A 23,219-nucleotide genomic window follows, 5' to 3' on the forward strand; every position below is an offset into this window, starting at 1 on the left:
CCTGCATGGCGGTGTTATGCATGGCAGGTTTCATATGGGGATTATGGCAACACTTGATTTTCTATTGTAATAGTCATGATTGATACGCGATTTTCCTGAAAGCGTCAACGCGCCGGCATTTCTGCATCGCCAACACTCCGACAAAGAAAAGAAAAGGCGGTTTGGTGAAGGAGCAACATCCCAGCGGACGAGCCGGGAACAGGCGAAGCCTTGTGCTGTTCCCGGCGCTGCCGTGGGACGTGGCGGCGTCTTGGGTGTGAAACTACAGTTCCTGGAAAACCCACGTGACGCGGCCGACAACGCGATCGGCCGCACCGTCGGCGGGAATGGTCTGATCGGCATAGGTCTGGTTTTCGGAGCGCAAGATGAGCCGGCTGTTTTCGGCGTCATGCACGACACGTTTGATGATCAGGCCTTCCATGGGCATATCGAGGGCGTACAAGCCGCCGGAGCGAATGGTTCTGCGGTCCTTGTCGATGCCGACATAGGCCCCGCGGTGGATGACCGGTTCCATGTCGCTCTCGTCCATGCGCACGATGACGAGGGACGGCTTGTGGAACTGTTCCGGAACGGCCAGTGTTTCGGCGATGGTGACGGTTTCGTCTTGCTGTTCCGGTTCCGGCGCGGACATGGGAGCCACAGGCATCTGGTAATACTTGGGCTTGCGGCCATAGCCGTCGCCGGATTCCCGGACATGCAGGGCGCCGCCACGCTTCTCGCCGAGAAACTGCGGCTGTTCGCCGTCGATAATCCAGTTGGGATTGAGGTTGTATATCTGGTACAGTTTGATCAGCCAGCTGTCCGGAATGGATTGGCGGCGCTTGGCATCGGAAATGCTGGACTGCCGAATATCGAGCAGCTTGGCGATTTCCACTTGCGTGCGCATGCCGGTCGCTTGCTTGATCCGGTCGAATGCCTCATCAAAGCGATTGATGGTTTCCTGAGGGATCCCTTCGTTCATAATGCCTCCGAGCACATCGTTTATTGCCTGATATTCGCGGGAAGATGGCGCTTACGCGCGCTTTTCTTGTGGCGAATATTGCATTTACGTCAGTTGTTCCGCATTGCCTCTGCCACACATCCGTTATCCGGCGGCATCGACCGGCAACGGCTGCCCAAAAAACAATTCATCTTTATTGGGGGTAATTTTTTCGTCATTTTGAGGTGGCATAGGAGTCGATACATGTCAGGATAGACACAAGTACAATATTATGGATGCTGATAAAGTATAAGTCAAGAATACATGCGGCACAGGGAAAACCAACCGGCTTTGAGGCGAATTAGACTGATGCGAATCCGGGGCAGTGTTGGCTTGTTAGCGGCAGGTCGTGGCATACACAACGCTCCGGCGGTCCTTTTCCTTGTAGGATGCGCCTGAAAACGGGGACTCTCCTTTGCCTTGGCAACTGTGGTGCCGTGTATATCTTTCCATCGCGCTTTCGGGCTTGACGGCACGTCTGCCCCAGGGGGGAAGACGTGTAAAAGGCGGCTGGCCCGATTGCGCTTCGCGCGGGGCCGGCTTGAGGCGGAGAAGTTCATGTTTGTCGGGTGCGCAGGGATGCCGGCCGGTTTTTGCCTCGTGCCCTTGCCTTCCAGAGGTCTTTGGAGAGAATCCTCATTTTTCCGAAGGGAACCGCTTCACCTGGCAACGAAATTTTCCTTTAAAAAATAGCGTATTATCCGATGACCATGCCATGGGTCATCATCGTATCGACAAGGGGGCGGACTATCGGGCCCGCGAATGCCTACGATGCTTCAATCGGGCTGTCAATAATTTTCTACTAATTGGATAGATAATAACAATCGATACTTGTGTAAAAAATGTATAAAAAGTCACCGTTGAGTCACGGAAATTCCATAAAAAGATTGTCCCAGGCTGATGCCGCCGTCGTTGGCCGGCACCTTCTCATGGCTAAGCGGTACAAGGCCCCGGGCATGCAGGGCTGAAGGCAGGAGTGTCGCGATCGTCCGATTTTGCAGCACGCCGCCGGAAAGGGCGACCTTGTCGATGCCCGTGCGGGACGCCGCTTCCCCGGCCAGGGCGGCCAGGCCAGCGACCAGCCCCAGATGGAACCGGCGGGCGATACGGCCCACTGGTTCTCCCCGGGCCGCGTCGCCCGCCGCCTGTCGAAAAAGTTCCAACGTCTCCAGTCGCGCCGGGGTGCCGGAAGTTACAGGGCAGTCGTATCGACGTGTTTCCGTCATATCCTGGACACGCTCCAGCAGGATGGCCGCCTGGCCTTCGTACTCGATGGCCCGGCACACGCCGATGGCCGCCGCCACCGCGTCGAAGAGCCGGCCGCAGCTTGTGGTCACCGGACAATTGAGTCCCTTTTCCAGCATGGTCCCGACAAGCCGCGTGGCGCTTTCCCGGCCCGTGATCCAGGGCCACGGCAGGCCGTCGCCCGGCGCCTTGTGGCCCAAAAGAAAATGGCAGGCCTGGGCGATGCGCCAGGGTTCGCGTACGGCCGCGTCCCCGCCGGGCAGGCGCATGGGCGCGAAATGTCCCAGCCGTTCGTGGGTTCCCGCGCCCGGATCGACGAGCAGGCATTCCCCGCCCCAAAGCGTGCCGTCCTCGCCAAGGCCCGTGCCGTCCAGGGCCAGCCCCAAGACCGGCTCCATGAGGCCATGTTCGGCTAGGACGGCGTATATGTGGGCGACATGGTGCTGCAGGCGCAGCACCGGCACGGCGTTTTGTTCCAGGGCGAAGCGGGTGGAGGGGTAATCCGGGTGCAGATCGGCCACCAGCGCCTCGGGCCGCACCTTGAGCACCCCTTGCAGATGGTCCAGGATCTCCTCGTAGAACCCGAAGGCTTCCAGGGATTCCAGGTCGCCGATGTGCTGGCTGACAAAGGCCTGGTTGCCCTTGGTCAGGCACAGCGTGGCCTTGAGCATGGGCCCCAGCCCGGCGACCGGCGGCCCGGACACGGGCAGAATGACGGGACTGGGCACGTAGCCCCTGGCCCGGCGCAAAAACATGTGTCGCGGCGTATGCCCGCCGTCCGGGGCGACATCGGCTTCCAGGGGCCGGACCACGGAATCGTCGGTGCGGATCAGGATGTCCCGGTTATGCAGGAGAAAGATGTCGGCGATGGCGGCAAGTCGGGACAGCGCCTCGCGGTTGCCCAGGCTTATGGGCTCGCCGCCGGCATTGCCCGAAGTCGCAACCAGCGCCGCCGGCCGCTCCGGCCCGATGGCCGCGGCATAGTCGCCAAGCAGGATGTGGTGCAGGGGCGTGTAGGGGAGCATGATGCCGATTTCGGCCGTATCCGGCGCGATGGCCGGGGACAGGCCGCTCTCCGGGCGCACGGGCACGAGGGTGATGGGCCGTGCCGTGCCGGTGAGCAGCTTTTCGGCGCGCGGCCCCACCGCGCCGATACACTTGGCCGCGTCGAGGTGCGGCACCATGATCGCCAGGGCCTTGGACGGCCGGTGCTTGCGTCGGCGCAGTTCCCGCACGGTCGCGTCGTTGGTCGCGTCGCACAGCAGATGGAAGCCGCCGAGCCCCTTGACCGCCGCGATGGCTCCGTCCGCCAGGGCCCGGGCAAGACGCTTGATGGCCGCATCGCCCTCGGCCAGGCGCGACCCCGAGGCGTCCGTCAGCCAGACCTCGGGCCCGCACACCGGGCAGGCATTGGGCTGGGCATGGAACCGGCGGTCGGCCGGATCGGCGTATTCGGCGGCGCAGTCCGGGCACAACGGGAAACAGGCCATGGAGGTGGTTTCCCGGTCGTAGGGCACGCTGCGGGTGATGGTGTAGCGTGGCCCGCAGTTGGTGCAGTTGGTGAAGGGATAGCGGAAACGCCTATTGGCCGGATCGGTCATGTCGGCCAGGCAGTCGGGGCAGGTGGCCACATCCGGGCTGATAAGCACCTCATGGCCGCTGCCGGGAGCGCTTTTGTCGATGCGAAACGTTGTCTCGCCGCTTGGTTCGGCCGGGGCTTGGTCGTGATGGAGAATGCGGGCCAGGGGCGGAATTTCCGCCAGCAGGCGGCGGCCGAACGCGGCGACCGCCTCCGGGAGCCCCTCGACCTCGATGACCACGCCCTCGGGCGTGTTCTGGACGAATCCCCCGAGCTCAAGCTCCCGGGCCAGCCTGTAGACGAATGGGCGGAATCCCACTCCCTGGACCTGGCCGGCCACAAGGTGGCGGCAGCGTTCGCGTATTGGCATGGGGGGAAGGTAGCCGTCTTTGACCGCGTGTCAACGGGACTTGGGGGGACGGCCAAAAGTGAGCATGAGGCTGCGCAGCCGGCCCGTAATAAAACGTTTGGGCTCGAAGCAAAGCGGCGCGAGCCTGGCGGGGAGCTCGAATCCGGCGATATCGAAGGCCTCCGGCCGCTCCATGGGGAAGACGAGGTCCTCTGCCTTGGCTCCCGGAATGCCCAGGTCCCAGGCTTGTCCCCAGAGCGGAACGTCCCGGGGCGCAAGCCCAAACCGGGTGTAGATCGCCGTATCCAGGGCCACGGGATTGGCCGCCGCCGCCAGCATCCCCAAGGGAAACGCCTCGCCGTAGGCCGGGCCGTGTTTGTGCATGGCCGTGATGCCGTCCAACAGCGAGGTCGTTGGCGGCAAGGCGGCCAGAACGTCCAGGATCATCCGGGAGAATCGGCCCCGGTCCTTGCCCAGGCGCTGGTGGGCCATCGATTTTCGAAACCCGCAGACGCAGCCGAAGAAATTCTTGACCGCCAGCGTCATCCCCATCTGATCGTGGCATTTGAACCGGGCAACGCTGACAATGTGGTCCGCTTCCAGGGCCAGTCGGGAAATGCCGATGCGCCCCCCATGCGCCAACCGCACTTGGCGCGGCCCGTTCAGGCTGGTCACTGTCACCGGCAGGCCGGCGAGCGCCTCGGTCAGCCCCGACAGCCTGGCCATGATGCGCCCGGTGCCAAACGCCGGGGAATCGGCCACGGTCACGACCGCCCCCCGCGCCAGCAGATGCCGGCAGACCGCCCGCACCACGCGCGGCTCGGAACAGGACAAGGCCATATTGCGGGGCGCCACGAGGTTGGGCTTGACCAGCACCGTGTCGCCGCGCCCGACCGGGCATCCGGCGGACGTCAGCAGTTCGGCCACGACAGCGTCCAGTTCCGGCGCGTCGTAGCCGGCGAAACGGCGTAGGAAAACGGCATGCGGCATTGCGGGGAGTCCCTCCATGTATTGGCGGCGGCGGGGGCCCGCCCCCGCACCCCGGCCAGGGCGCTGCCTTGGACCCGCCGGGAGGCCACGGGCCCCCCGGACCCCCCTTCCGGTGTGCTTTGGCCGGGCGGGAGCTTGGCTGGCTTGCGGTCAGGCGGAGAGTGGAAGATGGCGGCGGAATTTTTCGGGACGGTGCATGTCGCTTCGCGACAAGCTCGTCCCAGGCAAATTCCGCCGCCACCACGCCGTCGCCCCTTCGGGGCGAAAGGGGATCAAGTTGAAAAATATTTTTCTAACTTGCCCCTTTTAAAAGTTTTTGGGGAGGGTGGGGGCATCGGGGGGGAGGGAACCCCTTTTTTCAAAAAGGGGTTCCCTCCCCCCCGATGCCTCTTCCCCTCTTCCCTCCTACCCAACCTTGCGCATGACTTCGCGCATGAAGTCGGGCAGGTCGCCGGGTTCGCGGGAGGTGACGAGGGAGCCGTCGACCACCACGGATTTGTCTTCATAGAGCGCTCCGGCTTCCTTGAGTTCGTCGGCGACGGTCTTGTAGCAGGTGGCATGGCGGCCGCGCAACAGGCGGGCGGTGACCAGGATTTGCGGGCCGTGGCAGATGGCGGCGATGGGGATGCCGGAGGAGGCAAAGTCGGTGGCGATGTCGATGACCTTGGGGATCTTTCGCAAGGTTGCCGGGGCCTTGCCGCCGGGCAGCACGAGCAGGCTGTAGCCGCACGAACCGGCTGATTCCATGGCGGCGACACCGAGGTTGGCCTTGACCTTGTAGCCGTGCTTGCCGGTGATCTCCCCGGCCTCGGGCGCGGCCAGATCGACGTGGAAGCCGGCTTCCTGGAGACGGTAGAGCGGGTAAAGCAGTTCGGTGTCTTCGAAATTGTCGGCCGATATGATGAGGGCTTTTTTGGCGTTCATGGCGTCGCTCCCGTTGTTTCGGGGTTGGCGGAACTGTCAACTCCAACCTCCAGTATATGCGACAGGCGAAGCGGCTTGGCAACAGGGGGGGACGGGCCATGAAAAAACGCCCCGGCCGGAGGGAACGCCGGAGCCGGGGCGTTGCGTACACGGGATGGCTACATGCAGAGGTCGTCCGGACACAGGGGGAAGATGCGTATGTTCGGGTAGACACCCTTGAAGCCGCCTTCCACGTAGGGCTGGATGAGGTTGTAGGTGATGTTCTTGGTTTTTTGGGCGTGGCCGAGGTTGTCCTTGCCGTCGTAGTAGGCGCCGTTATCGTGGAGGATGTGGTGGATGCGGTGCTGGAAGGCGCGGATGAAGCGTTCGCCGTTGCCAGAAAACGTCATGGCCCCGATGGTGACCTCGCCGTCAACTTTGGCGAAATCCTCGATGGACACGGCCTGGGTGGCGAGGTCGGCCTGTTTGGTCACGTAGCCCCACACGACGTATCCGGCCGGAATGGTGACGGGTTCGACCAGGTCGATGATGGTATGGGGCACGATGACCGCGCCTTCGCCCACGGTGAGCGGGGCTTCGGGCGTGCCGCGCAGGAAGGAATTGAAGCCGACGAAGACGTTGGTGCCGAGCCGGCTGCCGATGATCTTGGCTCCGTGGGCCGTGACGTCGTAGCCCTCGAGGTACGAATCGATCACGTAGCTGTTTTCCTGGGCATTGGCCCCCTTGCCCAGATGGGCGTTCTCCAGGTAGGCGCGCTGGGCCACCAGGACATTCTCGCCGATGCTGGTTTCGCCCTTGACCACGGCATAACGGGAGACGAAGGAGCCGGGGGCGTAGGATTCGGGGCGCGAGGCGTAGAGGAAGCCGAAGACCCGCTCGAAATCGCGCTTGTGGCTGTCCACGAAGTCCATGAACAGGCCCTTGGCGCGTTCGTTCGGGGCGACGGAGATGTATTTGGAGACGATTTCCGGGGCGTAATCATAAATGAATTCGTCGCCGGATTTGTTGCGGATCCAGATATGCCCGGGGTCGATCACCGAGGGCTGCAGGTCGGCGACCTGGACGTAGGCGTAGGCGCCGATGCAGCTGTTTTGCACGGTGCACAGGTCGATGGTGCAAAAAGGCCCCAGGAAGGAGCCCATGACCGGGGAACCGTGGATATTGGCGTAGGACAGGGCCACGGTGTTTTTGATGAGGAATTCCTCGGGGAATTCCGGGTCGTGGCTGAAGCTGTGGATAAGGGTCTTGTTGAGGAAGCTGTCGACGATCCTTATGACCTCGTCGCTGTGCAGTCGGACGTTGGTGCCGTCCACGTTGAATCCCTTGGCCAGGGATTTGAGCTCGTCGCCCCGGACGTCGCATTTGTACATCACGGAGTGCTGCACGTCGCATTTGCCGAAGAAGTAGGAGCCGGCCAGGGAGGAACACTGGAAGTTGAAGAACAGGGGGTGTTCGGTAGAGACGGCGTAAAACGCGTAGAACTGCGCGTACTTCTCCTGGGGAACCGCGCCGCTGACATACGGGCCGACGTCGATGGAACTGCGCCGCAGGTTGATGTTGGTACGGTTGATGACGTTATTGAGAATTCGCTGCAGCTGCTTCATCCCCTGGTCTCCGCCGGATCGGCCGCGTCGGAGCCGTTGTCGGCAAAACGCGGGTTGCTGGCCGCCCGGGACAACGCTTTTTGCACCACCTCGTAGAGGTGGTGGATGTCGCAGGGCTTGCTTAAGTATTCCACGGCCCCCAGGCGCATGCCTTCCAGCGCGTATTCCACGGTGGGGTAGCCGGTGACGATGATCGATTCCAGCTCGGGGCGCAGGGCCTTGAGTGCCGAGAGCGTTTCGATGCCGTTTAAGCCCGGCATGTTGACGTCGAGCACGGCCACGGCCACGGCCGGGTCGCCTCGTACGATGTCGATGGCTTCCTCGCCGGAGGCGGCGGTCAGCACCGAGAGCCCCTGCTTGGTCAGCCAGCTCGAAAGCGCGAATCGGAGGTTTTCCTCGTCATCGACCAGCAAAACGGTTTTCATGGTCATGGCCTTTCCCTTTTACCGGGTGTCGGCGCGGGCCAGCGCCTCCATCACCCGCGCGTACAGTTCTTCCGTGTCACAGGGCTTGGACAGAAATTCGTAAGCTCCCAGGCGCATGCCTTCCAGGGCGCTTTCGACCGAAGGATAGCCGGTGAGGATGATCGCCTCCACTTCGGGGCGCAGGGACTTGAGGGCTTTGAGGGTTTCCAGACCGTCGAGGCCCGGCATGTTGATGTCGAGCACGGTCAGGGCGATGTCCTTGTCGTCTCTCAGGATGGACAGGCCTTCCTCGCCCGAGCCGGCCGTTTTCACGGTCAGGCCCCGGGCCGTCAGGCGCTTGGCCAGAACAGCCGTCAATCCCGCCTCGTCGTCTACCAGAAGCACCGTTTTTTCCGTCATGGATCGCTTGCTCCCGATTTCACAATGAGATTGGATTCCATACCGTAGGACGGGAAAAGCTTCAAGGAGAAACGGTTTCCGACGCGAATGCCCGTCGCGGTCCCAACGGTTGCAAAACCGTCTTTCCCTGTTACAACGCCCCAGGGAGGACGACATGTCGCGCAAAGCCAACCGCCTGATCAACGAAAAGAGTCCCTATCTGCAACAGCACGCCCACAACCCCGTGGACTGGTATCCCTGGGGCGAGGAGGCGTTTGCCCTGGCCAAGGCCGAGGACAAGCCCATTTTCCTGTCCATCGGCTATTCCACCTGCCACTGGTGCCATGTGATGGAGCGCGAAAGCTTCGAGGACGAGGACATTGCGGCGCTGATGCGGGCCATTGTGGTGGCGATCAAGGTCGACCGGGAAGAGCGGCCGGACCTGGACACGCTTTACATGACGTTTTGCCAGGCGCTGACCGGCCGGGGGGGCTGGCCGCTCAATGTGTTTTTGACCCCGGACGGCGAACCCTTTTTCGCCGGCACCTATTTCCCCAAGGAATCGGGGTTCGGCCGCACCGGCATGCGTGAGCTGCTCCAGCGGGTCCACATGGCCTGGAAAAGCAACCGGCAGGCGGTGATCGGCAACGCGGCCCAGCTCCTCGGCGCGGTGCGCGACCAGATCACGGCCCGGGACGGGACAGGCGCGGCCGAACCCGGAACGGTCGAGCTTGAGGCCGCGACCGGGGAACTCGCCGCCAGCTTCGACGTGGAAAACGGCGGTTTCGGCAGCGCACCCAAATTTCCCGCACCCCACAACCTGTTGCTTTTGCTGCGCGAATACCGCCGGACCGGCAATAAGGACCTCCTCGCCATGGTCACTGCGACGCTTTCCGCCATGCGGCGCGGCGGCGTGTACGACCATGTCGGGTTCGGCTTTCACCGCTACAGCACCGACGCGGGCTGGCTGGTGCCCCATTTCGAAAAGATGCTCTACGACCAGGCGCTATGCGTCATGGCCTGCGTCGAGGCCTGGCAAGCGACGGGCGAGGTTTGGCTCAAGGATACGGCGCTCGAAGCCCTGGAGTATGTCCGGCGTGACCTGACGAGTCCCGACGGGGTGTTTTACAGCGCCGAGGACGCGGACAGCGAAGGCGTCGAAGGCAAATTCTACGTCTGGACCGAAGCGGAAATCCGTGAGGCGCTCCCGCCGGAGGATGCCCAGCTTGTCGTCGATGTCTACGGCGTCGAGGCGACCGGCAATTTCCGTGACGAAGCCACGGGCGTGGCCACCGGGACCAACATTTTGCATCTGCCCCGGTCGCTTGAGGATGCGGCGGCGGGGAGGGGCACAAGCGTTGCCGCGCTGGCCGCGCGCTTGGAGACGTGCCGTGCCGCGCTTCTGGCCGTTCGGGAAAAGCGGGCGCGCCCTCTTTGCGACGACAAGGTGCTGACGGACAACAACGGGCTCATGCTGGCCGCGCTGGCCAAAGCGGCCCGGGCGTTCAATGACGAGGCTCTTGCCGCGCGGGCCGTGGCGGCGGCGGATTTCCTCCTGGAAAAGATGGCCTTGCCCGAGGACCGGCTGTTGCATCGGCTGCGTCAGGGCGAGGCTGCCGTGGCGGGCATGCTCGACGACTACGCGTTTTTTGCCTGGGGCCTTGTGGAACTCTACCAGACCGTTTTCGCGCCGCGTTATCTTGAGCGGGCCGCGGCCCTGGCCAAGGCCATGATCGCCCATTTCGGCGACGGGGCCGGCGGTTTTTTTCTGTCCCCGGACGACGGCGAATCGCTTCTTTTGCGCCAGAAGACCTTTTACGACGCGGCCGTGCCCTCGGGCAACAGCGTGGCCTTTTTCGTCCTGACCACGCTTTTTCGCCTGACCGGCGAAAAGTCGTTTCGGGAAGAGGCGGCAAAACTCGCCAAGGCGGCGGGGGGGCGCGTGGCCGAGCATCCCTCGGGCTATGCCTTTTTCCTGTGCAGCCTGTCCCAGATGCTGGCCCCGGCGGCCGAGGTGACCCTGGCCGGCGATCCCGACGCGGCCGACACCCAGGTCCTGGCCCGGACAATCTTCGACCGCTACCTGCCCGAAGTGGCGGTGGTGCTGCGCCCGGCCGGAGAGGATGACCCGGAGATCGCGGCCATCGCGCCCTTTACCCGCTTCCAGCTGCCCCTTGACGGGGCGGCGGCGGCCCATGTCTGCCGGGCCGGCTCATGCCAGCCGCCCACGGCCGACGCGGCGACTTTGCTTGAACTTATTGGCGCGCACGGCGGTGGCCGGTGAGGCGGTTAAACAACCCTGGCGGGGGCGGTATGCGGCTTGAGGCGCGCTACGGGATCGCCTTTCTCCTGGTGCTCTCCGTCGGGCTGTTGGCGGTCATGGTCCCGGGCGGTCCGGTGGAGACGCGCGGCTTTTCCGTGTTGCCCCCTGTGGCGGTGCTCACGTTCAACACGTTTCTCACCACCCTTGGCGTGTGCAGCCTTGTCGTGGCCTATTGGGCACTTCGCGGACAGCGGGCGGCTTTCGTGGAAGCGGCGCTTTGCGGCGTCCTTTTCGCGCTTGTGTATCTGCTCGATCTGGCCGGGATTTTCCCGGTTTCGGCCGATCCCATGCCGCCTCTCTTGACGGTGCTGGAAACCTGTGGCCTGCTCGTCGCGATCCCGCTGGTCGTCCTGTCCCTCAGGCGCGCCAGAGCCATGGACCAGGGCACTTCCACCCGGCGTTTCGGATCGACCCGGCAAGTCGTCTTTGTCCTGGCGCTGGTTCTTCTCGGGGCGGGCGGCATCATTTATTTCGCCACCAAGGCCGCCCTGCGCTGACCTTGGCTCGCCTAATCGCAAGCACGAGCCCCCGGTCGCAATCACGGCCGGGGGCTTTATTATGCGTCAAGGTGTGTCGGTTGGATCGAACAACCAGAAATCATCTCATATCGCACTCTAACTTTTAAAAGGTTTAGGAAGGGGAGAGCGCGAGAGGGGACAACCCTTTTCAAAGGGTTTCCCCTCTCGCATTCTCTTCCCTCTTCTCACTCCTTATGCCAAAGCGCGGCGGCGGCCGGCGTGGGGCAGGGATTTTTGGCCTGTGGCCGCGCCGCCCGATCCCTGCATCTCCTGGACCATGGTGTTGAGTTCCTGGGCCTGCTAGGCCAGTTCGCCCACGGCCTGGGAGGACTGGCGCAGGGCATCCATGGTTTCCGAGGCGATGCGGTTGACCTCCTCCACCGAGCGGTTGATCTCCTCGCTGGCCGAGGATTGCTGCTCGGAGGCCGTGGCGATGGAGCGCACCTGATCGGCGCTGGCGTCGACGAGGCTGACGATCTCGCGCAGCATCTCCCCGGACTTGCCGGCCAGGGTTGTGGCTTCGCCGACGGCATCGACGGCCTGGGCCACGTTGTCGTAGTTCTTGCGGGTGCCGGATTGTATGCCGCGAATCGAGTCGCCGACTTCCTTGGTGGCGGTCATGGTTTTTTCCGCCAGTTTCCGGACCTCATCCGCGACCACGGCGAAGCCGCGTCCGGCCTCGCCGGCCCGGGCGGCCTCGATGGCGGCATTGAGCGCCAGCAGGTTGGTCTGGTCGGCGATGTCGGAGATGACGTTTAAGATCTGGCCGATGTTTTCCGCCTGCTTGCCCAGGGTGCCCATGTCGTCGAGGGACTCCCGGGCATTGGCGTTGATCTGCTCCATGAAGGCGACCATTTGGCTTACGGCGTTTGAGCCGTCCTCGGCCTTGCCCCGGGCCTGGGCCGAGGTCTCCGCCGCCTGGGAGGCGTTTTTGGCCACTTCCAGCACCGTGGCGTTCATTTCCTCCATGGCCGTGGCCGTTTCGCCCAACCTCCGCGACTGGTCTTCCGCGCCCTGGCTGGACTGCTCGACCTGGGCCGAAAGCTGCTGCGAGGCGGAGGACAGGATATCGACCACGGAGGATAGTCGCTGGGCTGCCTGCAACATGCCTTCGGCCTTGGCGTTTTCGGCTTCGAGACGGGCTTTGTCGGCGGCTTCGGTGGCTTGATGAGCCTTTTTCGCTTCCTCGGCCGCTTCGGCCGTCTTTCCGTCCGCTTCCGCGATTTTCAGCTTCAGGTTCTCCACCATCTGCTTGAGCACGGCGAAGACCCCGCCGTCACCCGTGTGGTCGTTGAAGCGGATATCCATTTCACCGGCGGCTATGCGGCTGGCTACTTCCTGGAGATAGGCCGGGTCCTCGCCGAGCTGGCGCGAAACGCCGCGTATGATCACGACGCACACGGCCAGGCCGATCAGCGTGGAGGCGATCGCAAGTATGATGAGCATGGTGCGGCCCTGGTTGTAAGCCGTGTTGCCGGCGATGGCCGAAACCTTGGCGCCTTCCTTGTTGATGTTGACGAGCTTGCCCATCTCCTCGGTCACTTTGGCAAAAAGCTCTTGGGATTCTCCTTCGGCCAGTGCTTTGGCTTTTTCATTTTCATTTTGGCGCGAAAGGTCGAGGAGACGTGTGGCTACTGTTTTATACTGGGAGAAATCCCTTTGAAATTGGTTGAAGATGTTGCGCTCGTTGTCTGAACTGATGAGTTTTTCGTAGGTTGCAATGTATGTGCTTGTTTCTTTATCAATAGAAACGATCATTGTATCGTACTTTTCTATGCTGGTCTTGTCGGTGGAAAGGATATGCATCAATTCCGTCCGATACAAAGTGTCAATTGAATTCTGGATATTCGAGATAGCATCCACACTTGGAAGCCAATTTTGTGAGAGGTCTATGATTTTTGAATTCGTGTTCGATAGGAGAAATATGGCCGTGACGTTGCTAAAAATGAGCAATAGTATCAGTAGTCCGAAAGAAATGACGAGCTTCGTCGAAAGGCGTATTTTTGAGCGCATGGTTTCTCCTGGCGTTGTCAAGTGGCATTGCGCGGGTGCGCCAAACAATCTGCGACTTCCGTAGGTATGGCAGGCCTGTTCACAGTGGAATTCCTGCGAAAACAAAGCCGCTCTGGCAAAACAACATCCAGGCGGAAGAGATAATTCCACATCACATGTTAGAAGCAAATAATTGCGAAAGCAAGGGGGGCCTTGCCAGAGATGGTCGCAATGACACTATGCTGCTGGCTTTTGCCCGATCAGGTCTTGAGGTTGCGGCCTCGCTGGGCTACATCCGGTCGAATTCATTAGGGGAGGAGAGTTTGGGCAAGATCAATGTGGAAAAGCTCGATCCCAATCCGGAATTCGATCTTTACCTGTATCTCAAGGTGTCCGGGGCGGCCAAGGTGGAGCAGGCGCAGTGCAATCTGTGTCTGCAGCACTGGGACGCCTTCAAGGAATATCTCAAAGGCTACCGGTTCTCGGCTCCCGGGGCGCGCCGGGGCGTGGTGCTTTTTTTCCTGGAGCCCGTGGTCGAGGGCATGGTCGAGGAAGCCTGGGCGCGTTCGCCGTCGGAAGGCTTTGCCCTGCACAATCTGGCCGTGTCCATGGTCATGGGCGCGGCGGCGCAATGCGTGCCGGAAATCGAGGCCGGGGCCTGCGCCCCGCTGCCCACGCCCGACCGCGACCTCAAGCGACGCCTGGAACGGTTGGGGCTGGTCTGGAACGATGCCGGCAGCGTCAGCGTCCAATACGCCGTCATGACCCATGATCCCTACGCCGGGGGCTGCGCCATGTGCCACCTGCGCGCTTCCTGCCCCAAAAGCGAAGTTTGAGGGGAAACTTTTCCCAAGACTTTTGCTATGAGAAAGGTTGGATATCGAGAGCCAACTTGAACAGGGAGAAGTTTTTGGGAAGGGAGAGCGCGAGAGGGGAACCCTTTTTTCAAAAAGGGTTCCCCTCTCGCATCCTTTTTCCCCTTCCCCTTACTCTCCCCAGCGCGCTAACGCGTGGCGGTGAATTCGCCCTGTCCCACCAGGGTTTCCAGGGTGGCCAGGTCGGACAGGGTTTTGGCTGTCAGCAGGCGTTTGCGGCCCACGGTCAGGGACTGCGCCTGAATGTTGGTGTTGAGCCGCGAGAGGCGGATCACTTCCTGGGTGGCGCGCCAGAAATCGCCGTAAGCGGCCTTGGACTGGGGCAGGATTTCCTGCTGGGTGTCCGGCGGCAGCAGGCCGGCGAGATGGTCGAAGCCGGCCCGGGCTTTGGCGTCCTGACGGTTCATGGCCGCTTCCAGGGCGTCCATGCCGGCGGCGGTCGCTTCGTCGATGTGTTGGGCATGCAGCGACAGGATGGACAGGGCGGCGGTCACGATGCGCAGGGCCTCCCGGCTGGCCGGACAGAAGGGCGCATCGATCACCGGGGTCAGGGCATGTTGCAGGCGGCTGACGGCCAGGGCCGCCTCGGTGCGCGAGAGCATGGCCGCCCGGAGATTCGTGTTGCGCCCGATAAGGCCGCCCAAGGTCTCGTCGATGCGGGCCATTTCCGCGAAATCGGCGTCAATTGCGGCAAAGGCGGCTTTTTCCTTGGCGTTGCCGTCCTTGTCGATCAATCCCGCCAACGTCTCCATTTCCTTGCCCAGGTTTTCCATGCCCTGGCGGGCCGTGGCCAGATCGGCCTTGGCGTCGGCCTGGGTCGGGGAAAGCAGGGCGCTTTTTTCGGCGTTGACGGCCAGGAGCAGATCGGTGCGGACCGCTTCGATCCGCTGCCGTTTTTCCTGCAGGATGCGCAGCCTGTCGTGCAGATTGTTCCCGGAGCAGCCGGAAAGGACCAGGGCCGCAAGCAGCGCGGCGACCAGGGCCAGACAGGCGGCAATAGGCAGGGGGCGACGGCGCGACAGGCAAAGGGTAGTCGGCATGGGCCCTCCTTGCGATGGCTTTTGCGGCGTTGTACCGCCGCCTCGGCGGGGCGACAAGCGACGGCACGTCGTCGGACATGAAAAAAAGGAAAGGCCGCGACAGGTGCCGCGGCCTTTCCGGGATGTCTTCGTGGGCGGGGCCTTATTTGCGCTTCAGGCGCTCGGCCAGGTATTCGGCCACATGGCGCACCTCGAAGGTCGTGCCGTCGTGCTCGAAACCGCCGCGAATCTGCATGATGCAGCCCGGGCAGTCGGTGGCCATGGCTCTGGCGCCGGTGGCCTTGAGGTTGTCGATCTTCTTGCGCAAAAGCTCCTTGGACAGCTCCGGGAACTTGACCGAGAAGCTGCCGCCGAAACCGCAGCACACGTCCTCTTCGGCCGCCGGAATATAGTTGAGGCCGGCGTCGCGCAGGAGCTCGCGCGGGGCCTCGGTCACGCCAAGCCCCCGGCACAGATGGCAGGGCGCGTGGTAGGTGACGTCCTTGGACGGGCCGGCGAAGGACTCGTCCGCCATGCCGAGCACATCGTGGACGAAGGAGCTGAAGTCCATGACCCGGTCCGTGAACTGGGCGGCCTTGAAGGCCATTGCCGGATCGTCCTTGAACAGGCGCTTGTAGCCGTGCTTGAGGTAGGAGGCGCACGAAGCGCAAAGGGTGACGATGTAGTCGAACCCCTGGGCGTCGATGGCGTTCATGTTGTGGGCGGCCAGTTCCTTGGCCGCCTTTTTTTCGCCGAGCATCATCAGCGGCAGGCCGCAGCAGGACTGGCCCATGGGGTAGTCCATGGCCACGCCGGGACGGCTGGCGATGACGGCCACGGCCGCCTCCATCTGCTCTGGATAAACGAAATCCTGCACGCAGCCCGAGAAAAGCGCCACTTTGACGTCCGCCTTATCCACCCGGGGCCGGATTTTTTCCCAACGCTCGCGAAAGGCGGTGTCCGCGATGGCCGGAAGCGCCCGGAAGTCGTGGTCCTTGAAGAGGAACATGGGCAGATGGCGCAGGAACGGCGTGCCGCCGGTCACGGGCTTTTGGGCCAGGCGGGCCGATTTGAGCATGGTGTGGAAGAGCGTGCGGTTTTTGAGCACCTGCCCCACGGCGCGGGAATAGAGCGGATGGCCTTCCTCGTCCTGGATGCGGGCGTGGATTTCCTTGATCAGGGTCGGCAGGTCGATGCCGGCGGCGCACACGGCCTTGCACGCGCCGCAGTTGAGGCAGTTTTGCACCAGGTTCTTGGCCTTGTCCCGGCCGTGGAAGAAGTAGGTGGCCACAAGTCCTATGGCCCCGATGTAGACGTGGCCGTATTTGTGGCCGCCGACGAGGCGGTAGATGGGGCAGACGTTGGCGCAGGCCCCGCAGCGGATGCAGCGCAGCACCTGCTTGAATTCCGGGTCCCGGGCCATGGCCATGCGGCCGTTGTCCAGGAAAACCACATGGTGGACTTTTTTGCCGTCCGTGGCGCTCGCCGCCGGCACCGCGCCCGTGATCCAGGTGACGTAGGAAGTGATCGCCTGGCCGGTGGCGTTTTTGGGCAGGCACTTGATGATGCGAAGCGCCTCGTGGAGCGTCGGCGCCAGCTTGTCGATGCCGGCCAGGGCCACGTGGACCCGGGGCAGGGTGGTGGTCAGCCGGGCGTTGCCCTCGTTGGTGATGATGCCGATGGAGCCTGTGGCGGCGATGGCGAAGTTGGCCCCGGAAATGCCCATGTCAGCCTGGCAGTATTTGGGCCGCAGCTCGCGCCGGGCCACCTTGACCAGCTTTTGGATGTCCACGTCCTGCTGCTTGTGGGTGACCTCGGTGAAAAGGTCGGCCACCTGGTAGCGGGAAAGGTGGATGGCGGGCATGACCATGTGGGAAGGGCCTTCGTGGCGCAGCTGGATGATCCACTCGCCGAGGTCCGTTTCCGTGACCTCCAGCCCTTGCCCTTCCAGATGGTCGTTTAAGTGGATTTCCTCGGCCGTCATGGACTTGGATTTGACCACGGTGCGCACGCCGTTATCCTTGGCGATGGCGGCGATGATCTCGTTGGCCTCGTGGGCTGTGGCGGCCCAGTGGACCTTGGTTCCGGCCGCTTCGGCGTGGCGCTTGAACTCCTCGAAGAGTTCGGGGAGATGGTCCACGGCGGCGTCCTTGGCCGCGGCGATCTCCGCGATCAGTTCCGGGGCGTCGATGCCGGCGAAGGCGTTGGAGCGCGAGGTGCGGTAGGCCACGGCGAACTTGTCCAGGGCCTGGCGCTGAAATTCGTTGTCCAGGGCTTCGCGCAACTGCTTGCGGTAGGCCTTGAGATTGGCGGCGTCTTGCATCTACTTGCCCTCCAGGATGAGGATGTGCAGTTCCAGGGGGCCGTGCACGCCAAGGGCCAGCACCCGTTCGATGTCGGCGGTGCGGCTGGGGCCGGTGATAAAGGCCGTGTAGTCCGGACCGGCCATCCAGGCGGCCATCTGTTCCTCGAGGTCGTAGGAATCGGCCACGATGGCGTCGGCGGGGAGCACGGCGATGTGGGTTTCGGCCACCATGGTGGCCAGCCGGACCTCCTCGTCGGTGGAACGCACGACAATGGTGCCGGTTTCGGCGATGCCTGCGGCGGCCGTGGTCAGGGCGATGTCGATGCCGCCGAGACGCTGCCGCATGCCCTTGGTGGTGACGGCGATGCCGCGATCCGCGCACAGGGCGGCAAGGGCGGTCACGACGTCTTCCGGCATGTCCGGGGCGCAGATGATTTTTTCCCGCTTGCTGCGGCAAAGGTCTTCGCCCGTCTCGGAAAGCGGCTCGGCGCAGCCCGAGGCCAGGATCTGGCAGGCTTCCTTATTTGCGCACACGTCGGCCACGTAGGCGATGGCCTCGTCCATGGAGGCGACTTTGGAAACGACGGCAGCCGCCAGGGCGGCCTTTTCCTGCATACGGTCGACGAGGGAAGGGGAAGTCGACATGGGAACCTCTCTTGGCTGACGGAAACGTCCCGGCCGGAGGCGAGGGCATCGCGGCCGGGACGTGGGAAGCTTACGCGACGGCTAGGGCAGCATCCACTTCAGGGCATAGGCCTGAAGGAGCGTCAGCACGCACACGAACAGGGTCATGGCCACGGAATGGCCCAGGGTGAAGCGGAAGATGTTGCCTTCCTGCCCGACCATGTCCGTGGCGGCGGTGGCCACGGCAATGGACTGGGGCGAGATCATCTTGCCGGTGACGCCGCCCGAGGAGTTGGCGGCCACGCACAGGTGCGGGTCCACGCCGATCTGCTGGGCGGTGGTCTTTTGCAGGGCGCCGAAAAGCGCGTTGGACGAGGTGTCGGAACCGGTCAGGAAGACGCCGAGCCAGCCGAGGATCGGGGAGAAGAACGGGAACAGCGCGCCAGTGGCGGTAAAGGCCAACCCCATGGACGAGCTCATGCCCGAGTAGTTCATGATGTAGGCCAGGCCCAGGATCAGGGCGATGGTCAGGATGGGGTAGCGCAGTTGCTTGATGGTGCGGAAAAAGCAGGCGATGGCCTTGCCGTAACCGTAGTTGGGCATGAAAAGGACCGCGATCAGGCCGGCGATGAGGATGGCCGTGCCGGCGGCGGAGCCGATGTTGACGTTGAACACCGCGCCGTAGGGGGTGTTGGCGGCCACGATGGGCGCGGTCTTGATGACGACGTTGTGCAGGCCCGGCCACTGGAAGGCGAAGCCGAAGGGTTTGAGCAGCACCTTGACCGGATTAAGGCCCCACAGGAAAACCATGACGGCCAGGATGATATAGGGCATCCAGGCGCGCAGGATCTCGCCGCCGGAGTATTCCGAGGCGACCTTGCGGTCGGCCGCGGGCGGCTCGTCCGGGAAATGCCACACGTTTTTCGGCTTCCAGACCTTGAGGAACAGGCCCAGGCCGAGGATGGTGATGATGGCCGAAATGATGTCGGGCAGGTACGGGCCGACAAAGTTGGAGACCAGGAACTGGGATCCGGCGAAGCACACGCCGGCCACGATGATGGCGGGCAGGACTTCCATGGAGCGTTTGAAGCCGCACATGGTGACCGACAGCCACAACGGAATGATCACGGACAGGAACGGCAACTGGCGGCCGATGATCTGGCTGATCTTCATCATGTCGAGGTCGGTGACCTTGGCCGCGACCACGACGGGGATGCCGATGGCGCCGAAGGCCACCGGGGCGGTGTTGGCGATCAGGCAGATGCCGGCGGCGTAGAGCGGGTTGAACCCGAGGCCCACCAGCATGGCGGCGGTGATGGCGACGGGCGTGCCGAAACCGGCCGTGCCCTCAATAAACGAGCCGAAGGCGAAGGCGATGAAGATGGCCTGGAGCCGGCGGTCGTCGGTGATCTGGGCCAGGGAGTTCTTGATGATGTTGAATTCGCCCGATTCGACCGTCATGTTGTAGACCCAGATGGCCGTGACCACGATCCACACGATGGGAAAAAGACCGAAGGCCGCGCCGTACACGGTGGCGTCAATGGCCAGGCCGACCGGCATGCCCCAGGCCACGATGGCCAGGATGACGGCCAGGGCCGTGGCCACGAAGGCGGCCTTGTGGCCGGCTTTGCGTTTGACGGCCAGCATGTAGAACAAAATGTAGAGGGGAATGCCTGCCACCAGCGCGGACAGGCCCACACTTCCAAGCGGTTGGTACTGTTGGACCCACGTCATTTCTTCGCTCCTTTGGTTTGGATATGAGACCAGCCGCTCCCGTTCCCGTCGCCGAGGGCGGGTGCGGGCCGTTACCGCCCTTTACGGTAGGCTAGGCGTTTCCAGCCCGAAGCGCGCCGGCGACGGACGCGCTTCAGGCATGGAAGACGCTAGATTCCCAGATTCTTTTTGAGCACAGGCATGTTGACCGCCTGCAGAACGAGCTTGGAGCCGTGTTCGATGCGGGATTTGTCGCGCAGTTTTTCGCGCGTCAGGATGAGTTCCATTTTTTTGGCCACAGTGAAGGTATCGTCGCGCACCACGATGACCGGCACGCCCTTGTCCTCGGCCTTGGCCAGGATGATGTCGTTGGGGTAGAGGTTGCCGGTCAGGATCAGCGCCGCGCAGCCGCCTTCCAGGGCCACGAGTTGCAGGTCGGCCCGGTCGCCGCCGCACAGGATGGCCACGTCCTTATGACGCTTGAAGAAGGTGATGAAGTTCTCCACCTGCATGGTGCCGATCAGGAAGTTGACCACCAGATTGTCGGTGCGGCCACCGGTGGTGATCATGCGTCCGCCCAGGCCATGAGCCAAGTCGCCCGCGCGCACGGCGAACATGATGGGGTCGTGGGGCACGATGCCGAGCACGTCCACGCCGCGCCGCTTGAGGAAGGGCACGATCAGCGTCTCGGCTTCCTCGCGGAAGTGTTCGGGCACGTCGTTTAGGATGACGCCGACCAGGTCTTCGCCCAGGGCTTCCTTGGCCGCGGCCAGGTAGTCGTAGTTGTATTCCTGGATATAGCGGTCGACGAGCAGGACCTTAGCCCCGATGGCGCCGGCAACGGACACGCCGTCCACGCCGCAGTACTTGCCGGAGTACAGGAAGCTGCCCGAGCCGCCGACCAGCATGAGGTCCTTGCCGGCGGAGAGCTTTTTATAGCTGTCGACGATGCCCGGCATCAGGTTGGCGCAATCCTCCAGGAAGGCGCGCATATGGAAATCCCGGGTGATGACCACGGGAGTGACCAGCGAGGGGGATTCCGACAGGCCCAGGGCCTGCTGCATGAAATGGGCGTCCTCGTCGCCGATCTGGTTGTTGATCTTGTGGGGCACGGCGCCGACGGGCTTCATGTAGCCGAGCGTCTTGCCTTCGCGCTGAAACTGCTGCCCCAAAGCCAGAGTGACGAGGTTTTTGCCCGAATATCCCTGCGTGGACCCGATATAGAGACCGATCATAGGATTGTTCCTCCTGGATTCTGCTTACTTTGCGCTCAGGGTGATCCGCACGTCTGCGACCACGGCCTTTTCCGCGTTGACCAGCACCGGGTTGAACTCGGCTTCCTGGATTTCCGGGAAATCCAGGGCCAGTTCCGACATGGTGAGCAGGATGTCCTCGATGGCCTGGAAGTTTACCGGCGGCTCGCCGCGCACGCCCTTGAGGAGCATGTACGACTTGATTTCGCGGATGATTCCCTTGGCGTCGTCGCGCCCGAGCGGGGCCAGGCGGAAGGCGATGTCCTTGAGGACTTCCACGTAGATGCCGCCGAGGCCGAACATCAGAAGCGGACCGAACTGCTCGTCGCGCTTGAACCCGATGATGATCTCTTTGCAGCCCTTGGGGGCCATTTCCTGGACCAGACAACCGGCGATATACGCCTCGGGGCGCATACGCTGGGCGCGAGCCGTGATGTCGAAGAAGGCGTTTTTCACGGCCTCGGCATCGGCGAGGTTCACCTTGACGCCGCCCACATCGGATTTGTGGGAGATCTGCGGCGAGGCGATCTTGAGAACGACCGGGTAGCCGATCTTTTCCGCGCCGGCCACGGCCTCGTCGGACGAGCGGGCCAGCACCGTGTTGGGGGTGGGCAGGTTATAGGCGCGCAGCACTTCCTGGGCCTGGAACTCGACCACTTCGGTCGCGCCCTTGGACCGGGCCTCGTTGATGACCAGGCGCGCCTTCTGGCGGTTGCGCCGGATCTCCGGATATTCCTGGGCCGGGGTCTGCCGCCAGAGGTAGTACTTGTACATGGTCTCGATGCTGGCAATGAGCGGCTCGGGGTAGACCGAGCAGGGGATGCTGGCGTCGTTTAGCATGCGCACGCCGGGTTTGGTGCGCATGCCACCCATGTAGTTGACGAAGATGGGTTTTTTCGTGGTCTTGGAGACATCGATGATGGCCTGGGCCGTCTCGACGATCTGGGCCGAGGCCGTGGGGGTCAGAAGGACCAGGATGGAGTGCACCTGCGGGTCCTCGACCACCACCTCGAGTGACTTGCGGTAGCGCTCGGCCGGGGCGTCGCCCACGAGGTCGACCGGGTTGTAGAGCGCGGCGTAAGGGGGCAGGAACTCCTTGAACCGCTCGATGGTGTTGCTCGACAGGCGGGCCATGTTGAGCAGCGACGATTTTTCGATGGCGTCGGCGGCCAGGATGCCGGGACCGCCGGCGTTGGTGACCACGCACACTCCGGGCCCTTCGGGCAGGGGCTGGGTGGAGAAGGCCATGGCCAGATCGAAGAGCGTGCCCATGTCGCCCGCGCGGATGACGCCGGTCTTGCGGAAGGCGGCGGTGTAGGCCGCGTCCGAGCCGGCGATGGCCCCGGTGTGGGAGGAGGCCGCCTTGGCGCCGGCGGTGGTGGTGCCGGACTTGATCATGATGACGGGCTTTTCCCGGCAGACCTTGGCCGCCTGCTCGATGAAGTCCGCGCCATTGGAGACGTTTTCGATATAGCCCAGGATGACCTTGGTGTTCGGGTCGGTGCGCAGGTATTCCAGCATGTTGGCTTCGTTGACCACGGCCATGTTGCCCATGGACACGAACTTGGAAAACCCGACTTCCTCGCCGAGCGCCCAGTCGAGGATGGCGGTGCACAGCGCGCCGGACTGGGAGAAGAAGGCGATGGAGCCTTTCTTCGGATAGCCGGCGGCAAAGGAGGCGTTGTTGTCGTCATGGGTGCTGAGGAGCCCCAGGCAGTTGGGGCCGACCATGGCGATGTCATTTTTCGTACAAATTTCAATAAGTTGCTGCTCGAGGACAGCGCCTTCGCGGCCGACTTCCTTGAATCCCGCCGTGATGATGATGACGGAACGGACCTTGCGGGCGGCCAGCGCCTCCATGGAAGGCACAACGGCCTTCACGGGGACGACGATGACGGCCAGGTCAAGGCCCTCGGGAAGGTCCTCGATGTTTTTGGTGACGGGAAGGCCCAGGATTGTATCGGATTTGGGATTGACGGGAATCAATGTTCCCTTGAATTCCGCATCCAGCATGTTTTGCACCACCGTATGGCCGACTTTTCCTGGCTTATCGGACGCGCCGATGACGGCTACGGTTTTGGGCGCAAAAAGCGCGTGGATATTCTCTTTAAAACTCATTCGGCT

General features: G+C 63.0%; 17 protein-coding genes. 3 read left to right on the top strand and 14 right to left on the bottom strand.

The annotated features are described in order from the left end of the window. Nucleotides 1–262: 262 nt before the first annotated feature. The 7 genes from DESFRDRAFT_RS00495 to DESFRDRAFT_RS00525 form a co-directional block, all read right to left on the bottom strand. Nucleotides 263–961 (bottom strand): LexA family transcriptional regulator, encoded by a 699-nt coding sequence (locus DESFRDRAFT_RS00495; protein ID WP_005990066.1) that lies wholly within the window; start codon nucleotides 959–961, stop codon nucleotides 263–265. Between the two features lie 872 nt (nucleotides 962–1,833). Further along, entirely contained in the window at nucleotides 1,834–4,173 is a 2,340-nt protein-coding gene (gene hypF / locus DESFRDRAFT_RS00500; protein ID WP_005990068.1) for a carbamoyltransferase HypF, read from the bottom strand. A gap of 30 nt (nucleotides 4,174–4,203) precedes the next feature. Then, a complete protein-coding gene (locus DESFRDRAFT_RS00505) occupies nucleotides 4,204–5,142 on the bottom strand; it encodes a DUF362 domain-containing protein (RefSeq protein ID WP_005990070.1) in 939 nt (312 codons plus the stop codon). Between the two features lie 405 nt (nucleotides 5,143–5,547). After that, a complete protein-coding gene (locus DESFRDRAFT_RS00510) occupies nucleotides 5,548–6,066 on the bottom strand; it encodes a type 1 glutamine amidotransferase domain-containing protein (protein WP_005990072.1) in 519 nt (172 codons plus the stop codon). A gap of 158 nt (nucleotides 6,067–6,224) precedes the next feature. Further along, nucleotides 6,225–7,670 (bottom strand): LbetaH domain-containing protein, encoded by a 1,446-nt coding sequence (locus tag DESFRDRAFT_RS00515; RefSeq protein ID WP_005990075.1) that lies wholly within the window; start codon nucleotides 7,668–7,670, stop codon nucleotides 6,225–6,227. Beyond that, nucleotides 7,667–8,101: a response regulator gene (locus DESFRDRAFT_RS00520; RefSeq protein ID WP_005990077.1), complete on the bottom strand. Its 435-nt coding sequence runs from the start codon at nucleotides 8,099–8,101 to the stop codon at nucleotides 7,667–7,669. The genes DESFRDRAFT_RS00515 and DESFRDRAFT_RS00520 overlap by 4 nt, the downstream gene beginning before the upstream one ends. 12 nt (nucleotides 8,102–8,113) lie before the next feature. Next, a complete protein-coding gene (locus DESFRDRAFT_RS00525) occupies nucleotides 8,114–8,494 on the bottom strand; it encodes a response regulator (RefSeq protein ID WP_005990079.1) in 381 nt (126 codons plus the stop codon). A gap of 154 nt (nucleotides 8,495–8,648) precedes the next feature. On the opposite strand from DESFRDRAFT_RS00525, the gene DESFRDRAFT_RS00530 reads away from it, so the two are divergent. Both DESFRDRAFT_RS00530 and DESFRDRAFT_RS00535 read left to right on the top strand, forming a co-directional pair. After that, nucleotides 8,649–10,757 carry a thioredoxin domain-containing protein gene (locus tag DESFRDRAFT_RS00530; protein ID WP_005990081.1) on the top strand — a complete coding sequence of 703 codons (2,109 nt, stop codon included), beginning with the start codon at nucleotides 8,649–8,651 and terminating at the stop codon, nucleotides 10,755–10,757. Nucleotides 10,758–10,786: 29 nt separating this feature from the next. Next, nucleotides 10,787–11,293 (top strand): hypothetical protein, encoded by a 507-nt coding sequence (locus DESFRDRAFT_RS00535; RefSeq protein WP_005990083.1) that lies wholly within the window; start codon nucleotides 10,787–10,789, stop codon nucleotides 11,291–11,293. A gap of 321 nt (nucleotides 11,294–11,614) precedes the next feature. Here the strand turns inward: DESFRDRAFT_RS00535 and DESFRDRAFT_RS00540 are convergent, their stop codons facing one another. Then, nucleotides 11,615–13,327, bottom strand: a complete 1,713-nt coding sequence (locus tag DESFRDRAFT_RS00540; protein WP_005990085.1) for a methyl-accepting chemotaxis protein — start codon at nucleotides 13,325–13,327, stop codon at nucleotides 11,615–11,617. 302 nt (nucleotides 13,328–13,629) lie between these two features. Here DESFRDRAFT_RS00540 and DESFRDRAFT_RS00545 point away from each other — a divergent pair, with 302 nt between their 5' ends. Beyond that, on the top strand, nucleotides 13,630–14,142 hold the full coding sequence (locus DESFRDRAFT_RS00545) for a hypothetical protein (protein WP_005990087.1): 513 nt from the start codon (nucleotides 13,630–13,632) through the stop codon (nucleotides 14,140–14,142). A 167-nt stretch (nucleotides 14,143–14,309) separates the two neighbouring features. On the opposite strand, the gene DESFRDRAFT_RS00550 is transcribed toward DESFRDRAFT_RS00545, so the two are convergent. The 6 genes from DESFRDRAFT_RS00550 to DESFRDRAFT_RS00575 all read right to left on the bottom strand — a co-directional run bounded on the left by DESFRDRAFT_RS00550 (nucleotide 14,310) and on the right by DESFRDRAFT_RS00575 (nucleotide 23,213). Continuing rightward, the gene (locus DESFRDRAFT_RS00550; RefSeq protein WP_005990090.1) at nucleotides 14,310–15,221 is read right to left on the bottom strand and encodes a hypothetical protein; all 912 of its coding nucleotides are present in this window, start codon (nucleotides 15,219–15,221) and stop codon (nucleotides 14,310–14,312) included. 142 nt (nucleotides 15,222–15,363) lie between these two features. After that, nucleotides 15,364–17,523, bottom strand: coding sequence for an L-lactate dehydrogenase (quinone) large subunit LdhH (ldhH, locus tag DESFRDRAFT_RS00555; RefSeq protein ID WP_005990092.1), 2,160 nt, complete (start codon nucleotides 17,521–17,523; stop codon nucleotides 15,364–15,366). Continuing rightward, the gene (locus DESFRDRAFT_RS00560) at nucleotides 17,524–18,150 is read right to left on the bottom strand and encodes a LutC/YkgG family protein (protein ID WP_005990094.1); all 627 of its coding nucleotides are present in this window, start codon (nucleotides 18,148–18,150) and stop codon (nucleotides 17,524–17,526) included. It lies immediately after the preceding gene. An 81-nt stretch (nucleotides 18,151–18,231) separates the two neighbouring features. Next, nucleotides 18,232–19,863: an L-lactate permease gene (locus DESFRDRAFT_RS00565; protein ID WP_005990096.1), complete on the bottom strand. Its 1,632-nt coding sequence runs from the start codon at nucleotides 19,861–19,863 to the stop codon at nucleotides 18,232–18,234. A gap of 149 nt (nucleotides 19,864–20,012) precedes the next feature. Next, nucleotides 20,013–21,077 (bottom strand): phosphotransacetylase family protein, encoded by a 1,065-nt coding sequence (locus DESFRDRAFT_RS00570; protein WP_005990097.1) that lies wholly within the window; start codon nucleotides 21,075–21,077, stop codon nucleotides 20,013–20,015. A gap of 24 nt (nucleotides 21,078–21,101) precedes the next feature. Further along, complete coding sequence (locus DESFRDRAFT_RS00575; RefSeq protein WP_005990099.1) at nucleotides 21,102–23,213, bottom strand: acetate--CoA ligase family protein; 2,112 nt, start codon at nucleotides 23,211–23,213, stop codon at nucleotides 21,102–21,104. Nucleotides 23,214–23,219: the final 6 nt, after the last annotated feature.

Origin of the sequence: Solidesulfovibrio fructosivorans JJ], from assembly GCF_000179555.1 — a bacterium.
GTDB lineage: Bacteria > Desulfobacterota > Desulfovibrionia > Desulfovibrionales > Desulfovibrionaceae > Solidesulfovibrio > Solidesulfovibrio fructosivorans.

What these genes read in the sequence shown, in the direction of transcription:
- DESFRDRAFT_RS00575 (WP_005990099.1), bottom strand. Translation starts at nt 23,213, where the DNA reads ATGAGTTTTAAAGAGAATATCCACGCGCTTTTTGCGCCCAAAACCGTA.
- DESFRDRAFT_RS00560 (WP_005990094.1), bottom strand. Translation starts at nt 18,150, where the DNA reads ATGTCGACTTCCCCTTCCCTCGTCGACCGTATGCAGGAAAAGGCCGCC.
- DESFRDRAFT_RS00495 (WP_005990066.1), bottom strand. Translation starts at nt 961, where the DNA reads ATGAACGAAGGGATCCCTCAGGAAACCATCAATCGCTTTGATGAGGCA.
- DESFRDRAFT_RS00520 (WP_005990077.1), bottom strand. Translation starts at nt 8,101, where the DNA reads ATGACCATGAAAACCGTTTTGCTGGTCGATGACGAGGAAAACCTCCGA.
- DESFRDRAFT_RS00530 (WP_005990081.1), top strand. Translation starts at nt 8,649, where the DNA reads ATGTCGCGCAAAGCCAACCGCCTGATCAACGAAAAGAGTCCCTATCTG.
- DESFRDRAFT_RS00570 (WP_005990097.1), bottom strand. Translation starts at nt 21,077, where the DNA reads ATGATCGGTCTCTATATCGGGTCCACGCAGGGATATTCGGGCAAAAAC.
- DESFRDRAFT_RS00505 (WP_005990070.1), bottom strand. Translation starts at nt 5,142, where the DNA reads ATGCCGCATGCCGTTTTCCTACGCCGTTTCGCCGGCTACGACGCGCCG.
- DESFRDRAFT_RS00515 (WP_005990075.1), bottom strand. Translation starts at nt 7,670, where the DNA reads ATGAAGCAGCTGCAGCGAATTCTCAATAACGTCATCAACCGTACCAAC.
- hypF (WP_005990068.1), bottom strand. Translation starts at nt 4,173, where the DNA reads ATGCCAATACGCGAACGCTGCCGCCACCTTGTGGCCGGCCAGGTCCAG.
- DESFRDRAFT_RS00550 (WP_005990090.1), bottom strand. Translation starts at nt 15,221, where the DNA reads ATGCCGACTACCCTTTGCCTGTCGCGCCGTCGCCCCCTGCCTATTGCC.
- DESFRDRAFT_RS00525 (WP_005990079.1), bottom strand. Translation starts at nt 8,494, where the DNA reads ATGACGGAAAAAACGGTGCTTCTGGTAGACGACGAGGCGGGATTGACG.
- DESFRDRAFT_RS00535 (WP_005990083.1), top strand. Translation starts at nt 10,787, where the DNA reads ATGCGGCTTGAGGCGCGCTACGGGATCGCCTTTCTCCTGGTGCTCTCC.
- DESFRDRAFT_RS00510 (WP_005990072.1), bottom strand. Translation starts at nt 6,066, where the DNA reads ATGAACGCCAAAAAAGCCCTCATCATATCGGCCGACAATTTCGAAGAC.
- DESFRDRAFT_RS00565 (WP_005990096.1), bottom strand. Translation starts at nt 19,863, where the DNA reads ATGACGTGGGTCCAACAGTACCAACCGCTTGGAAGTGTGGGCCTGTCC.
- ldhH (WP_005990092.1), bottom strand. Translation starts at nt 17,523, where the DNA reads ATGCAAGACGCCGCCAATCTCAAGGCCTACCGCAAGCAGTTGCGCGAA.
- DESFRDRAFT_RS00540 (WP_005990085.1), bottom strand. Translation starts at nt 13,327, where the DNA reads ATGCGCTCAAAAATACGCCTTTCGACGAAGCTCGTCATTTCTTTCGGA.